Source organism: Pseudomonas syringae, from assembly GCF_021605415.1.
Classification (GTDB): Bacteria; Pseudomonadota; Gammaproteobacteria; order Pseudomonadales; family Pseudomonadaceae; genus Aquipseudomonas; species Aquipseudomonas syringae_S.
In genome coordinates this window covers 1-4,100 of the sequence record NZ_WKEQ01000073.1, presented here as the reverse complement: position 1 = coordinate 4,100, position 4,100 = coordinate 1, and the positions used below count along the sequence as shown (strand labels likewise).

Sequence of the window (4,100 nt, the reverse complement as noted above, 5' to 3'; positions counted from 1 at the left end):
ACACTGTGGGAGCTGGCTTGCCAGCGATGGCGGCGTGACAGTCAACCGGGATGTTGAATGTGCTGGCCTCATCGCTGGCAAGCCAGCTCCCACAGGTGTTGTGTTGGCTGAAAAGTTACAGCAGCTCAAAACTCTGTTGCGTCACGTCCTGAGAGTCCAGGCCGATCTGCACGTTGAACTTGCCAGGCTCGGCGGCGTACTTGAGCTGGGTGTTGTAGAACTTCAGGTCATCTTCGGTGATGGTGAAGTGCACGACTTTCTGTTCGCCGGCCTTGAGCATGATTTTCTGGAAGTTCTTCAGCTCTTTCACCGGGCGAATCATCGAGCCGGTGACATCCTGGATGTACAGCTGCACCACGGTTTCGCCGTCGCGCTTGCCAGTGTTTTTCAGCATGACGCTGGCATCGAGGGTGCCAGTGGCGTTCAGCGTGGTCGACGACAGGGCCATGTCGCTCAGGCTGAAATCGGTGTAGCTCAGGCCATAACCGAACGGAAACAGCGGCCCGGTGGTGTCATCGAAATACTGCGAGGTGTAGTTGCCCGGTTTGCCAGGCGTGAACGGCCGGCCGATGCTCAGGTGGTTGTAGTACGTCGGAATCTGCCCAACCGAACGTGGGAAAGTGATCGGCAGCTTGCCCGACGGGTTGTAGTCGCCGAACAGCACGTCGGCGATGGCGTTGCCGCCCTCGGTGCCGCTGAACCAGGTTTCCAGAATCGCGTCGGCCGTATTGTTCTCTTCGAGAATCGTCAACGGACGGCCGTTCATCAACACCAGTACCAACGGCTTACCGGTGGCTTTCAGGGCGCGAATCAGCTCGCGCTGGTTTTCCGGAATATTCAGGTCGGTGCGGCTCGACGATTCGTGGGACATGCCACGGGACTCGCCGACAGCGGCGACGACGACGTCGGCATCCTTGGCGGCTTTCACCGCTTCGTCGATCAGCACGTTGGCCGGGCGCGGATCATCGACCACTTCCGGGGCATCGAAGTTGAGGAAGTTCAGGTAGTCGAGGACTTTTTTGTCGCTCGTGATATTGGCCCCACGGGCATAGATCAGGTTGGCCTGATCGCCGATGACGGCTCGCATGCCGTCGAACAGGGTCACTGATTGTGCCGGCCTGCCGGCGGCGGCCCAACTGCCCATCATGTCGATCGGTGCCTTGGCCAGCGGGCCGACCAATGCGACTTTCGCGGTTTTCTTCAGCGGCAGGGTTTCGCCTTCATTCTTCAGCAACACCAGACTGCGACGGGCGACGTCACGGGCGTCGGCGCGGTGCAGACGGCTTTCGGCGTAGGTGTCGGCCGGATCGTCCTCGGCCTTGCCAATGCGCAGGTACGGATCCTTGAACAGGCCCATGTCGTACTTGGCCGCGAGCACTTCGCGCACGGCGTTATCGATGTCTTTCTGTTCGATGTCGCCGGACTTGAGCAGCCCCGGCAGCTCTTTGCCATAGAGGGTGTCGTTCATGCTCATGTCGATACCGGCCTTGATCGCCAGCTTCGCCGCTTCGCGACCGTCGCGGGCAACGCCGTGCTTGATCAGCTCGAAGATCGCGCCGTGGTCGCTGACCGCCAAGCCCTTGAAGCCCCATTCTTTGCGCAGCAGGTCGTTCATCAGCCAGGTGTTGGCAGTGGCCGGGATGCCATTGATCGAGTTCAACGCCACCATCACACCGCCTGCGCCGGCGTCGATGGCCGCGCGGTACGGTGGCAGATAATCCTGAAACATCTTCACCGGGCTCATGTCCACGGTGTTGTAGTCGCGGCCACCTTCGACCGCGCCGTACAAGGCGAAATGCTTGACGCTGGCCATGATGCTGTCGGCCGCGCTAGGTGTGGCGCCTTGATAGGCCTTGACCATCACTTTGGCGATGCGCGAAACCAGATAAGTGTCTTCGCCGAACCCTTCGGAGCTGCGGCCCCAGCGTGGATCGCGGGATACATCGACCATCGGCGCGAAGGTGATGTCGAGGCTGTCGGCGGCGGCTTCCTTGGCGGCGACGCGACCGGAACGACCGATGGCGTCCATGTCCCAGCTCGACGCGAGGGCCAGCGGAATCGGGAAAATCGTACGGTGACCGTGGATCACGTCGTACGCGAAAAACATCGGAATCTTCAGGCGGCTGCGCATGGCCGCATCCTGCATCGGACGGTTTTCCGCGCGGGTGATCGAGTTGAACGTGCCGCCGATGTTGCCGGCGGCGATCTCTTTGCGGATCAGCTCGCGGGGCATTTCCGGGCCGATGCTGATCAGGCGTAATTGGCCGATCTTTTCATCGAGGGTCATTTGCTTCATCAGGTCAGTGATGAACGCGTCCTTGTTTTCCAGCGGCGCCGGGGTCGTGGCGGCCAGTACTTGGTGACTGGCCAGGCTGACGAACAGGCCCAGCAAACACAGCTTCTTCATGAATGTTTTTCTCTCGGGCACAAACGGCAATGAATGCCGACCAGCCAAAATGTAGGGAGCGACTATTGTTGTTCGGGTATTGATTCAAAAACTTCGACCGATTGACGCGGTCGGTTGTCAGTGGTTGATCGCCTCGGGCCTCTTTTTAGCCCATCGGCCCGCCGCAATCCAGTAGCGCGGCGGATTATGCCCCAAGAGCCGGTTGATAAGGTTTTGCGGTCGGTTTTTTCATGAAATGTGCAGGAGCATCCCCTCGATGAATGTCAGTCCAACCTCTCGCTCGCGTTTGCAGATTGCCACGCTTTTGCTGATGGCAACCTTGTTGACCGCGTGCGGCATCAATAATATCCCGACGCTCGACGAGCAGGCCAAAGCGGCGTGGGGCCAAGTGCAGAATCAATATCAACGTCGTGCCGACCTGATTCCTAATCTGGTGGAAACCGTCAAAGGCTACGCCGCCCATGAACAGGAGACGCTGACTGCAGTGATCGAGGCCCGCGCCAAGGCAACGTCAATCCAGGTCGATGCCAGCACGTTGGACAACCCGGAAAAACTCAAGCAGTTTCAGCAGGCCCAGGATCAATTGACCGGTGCCTTGAGCCGCTTGATGGTGGTGTCCGAGCGTTATCCGGATCTGAAAGCCAACCAGAACTTCCTGGCCCTGCAATCGCAACTTGAGGGCACTGAAAACCGCATCGCCGTCGCCCGTCGCGATTTCATTCTGGCGGTGCAGAAATACAACACCGAGATCCGTACCTTCCCGGGCCGGCTGTGGCACACGGTGATGTACAGCGACCTGCCGATCCGCGAAACCTTCGAGGCCACCACTCCGGATGCGGAAAAAGCCCCGCAAGTTAAATTCTGAATACGCCCTGTGTAGGAGCTGCCGCAGGCGGCGACCTGATCGTTCCCACGCTCTGCGTGGGAATGCAGCCCGGGACGCTCCGCGTTCCCAGCGATCACAGCCTGCGGCAGCGCCTACAGGGGATTGGGGGATCAATGCGTGTTTTGAAAATAGGCCTGCTGCTGATGCTGTGGCTGTTCGCCGTAAGCGCTCGGGCCGAGTTGACGTTCCCGGCGCTGACCGGGCGGGTGGTGGACGATGCCCAGATGATCGAGCCGTCGGTGCGTGCGCAACTGAGCCAACAACTGCAGGCTCATGAGCAAGCGACCGGCGAGCAGTTGGTGGTGGTCACGCTGCCGGATCTGCAAGGCACCAGCATCGAGGATTACGGCGTCCAGCTCGGCCGCGCGTGGGGCATCGGCCAGAAAGACAAGAACAACGGCGCGCTGCTGATCGTCGCCCGGGACGAACGCAAGCTGCGGATCGAAGTGGGTTACGGACTTGAAGATCGCCTCACCGATGCGCAGAGTTCGGTGATCATCCATCAGGTCATCACACCCGCATTCAAGACCGGCAATTTCAGCAAGGGCATCAGCGACGGTGTTGCGGCGATGTTGGTGGTGCTCGGCGGCAATCCGCTGGACGAGCCATCGACGGTGTATGAATCCAGCGGCGACCCGGCGGACGATTTCATCTCGCGGCATCCGGCCTTGTTCGCGTTGCTGGTGATGTTGTTCATCTTGACGGTGTTTATCTGCCAGATGCTCGGTATCCTGCCGGCGGGCCGAGGCGGCTCCGGAGGGGGCGGTGGTTTCGGCGGCGGGGGCTTTGGCGGCGGGGGGGGAGGCG

3 protein-coding genes are annotated in these 4,100 nt (G+C 60.3%); 2 read left to right on the top strand and 1 reads right to left on the bottom strand.

What is annotated here, in order from left to right; translation table 11 throughout:
• Positions 1 to 115 precede the first annotated feature (115 nt).
• Positions 116 to 2,407: a beta-glucosidase BglX gene (gene bglX, locus GIW69_RS25945; protein WP_236485637.1), complete on the bottom strand. Its 2,292-nt coding sequence runs from the start codon at positions 2,405 to 2,407 to the stop codon at positions 116 to 118.
• 256 nt (positions 2,408 to 2,663) lie between these two features.
• Here bglX and GIW69_RS25940 point away from each other — a divergent pair, with 256 nt between their 5' ends.
• Complete coding sequence (locus tag GIW69_RS25940) at positions 2,664 to 3,272, top strand: LemA family protein (protein WP_236485636.1); 609 nt, start codon at positions 2,664 to 2,666, stop codon at positions 3,270 to 3,272.
• A 134-nt stretch (positions 3,273 to 3,406) separates the two neighbouring features.
• Positions 3,407 to 4,100, top strand: a 694-nt coding sequence (locus GIW69_RS25935; RefSeq protein WP_236485635.1) for a TPM domain-containing protein, incomplete at its 3' end; no start/stop codon positions are given.

Coding starts and splice junctions, on each gene's coding strand:
- bglX (WP_236485637.1), bottom strand. CDS start 2,407: ATGAAGAAGCTGTGTTTGCTGGGCCTGTTCGTCAGCCTGGCCAGTCAC.
- GIW69_RS25940 (WP_236485636.1), top strand. CDS start 2,664: ATGAATGTCAGTCCAACCTCTCGCTCGCGTTTGCAGATTGCCACGCTT.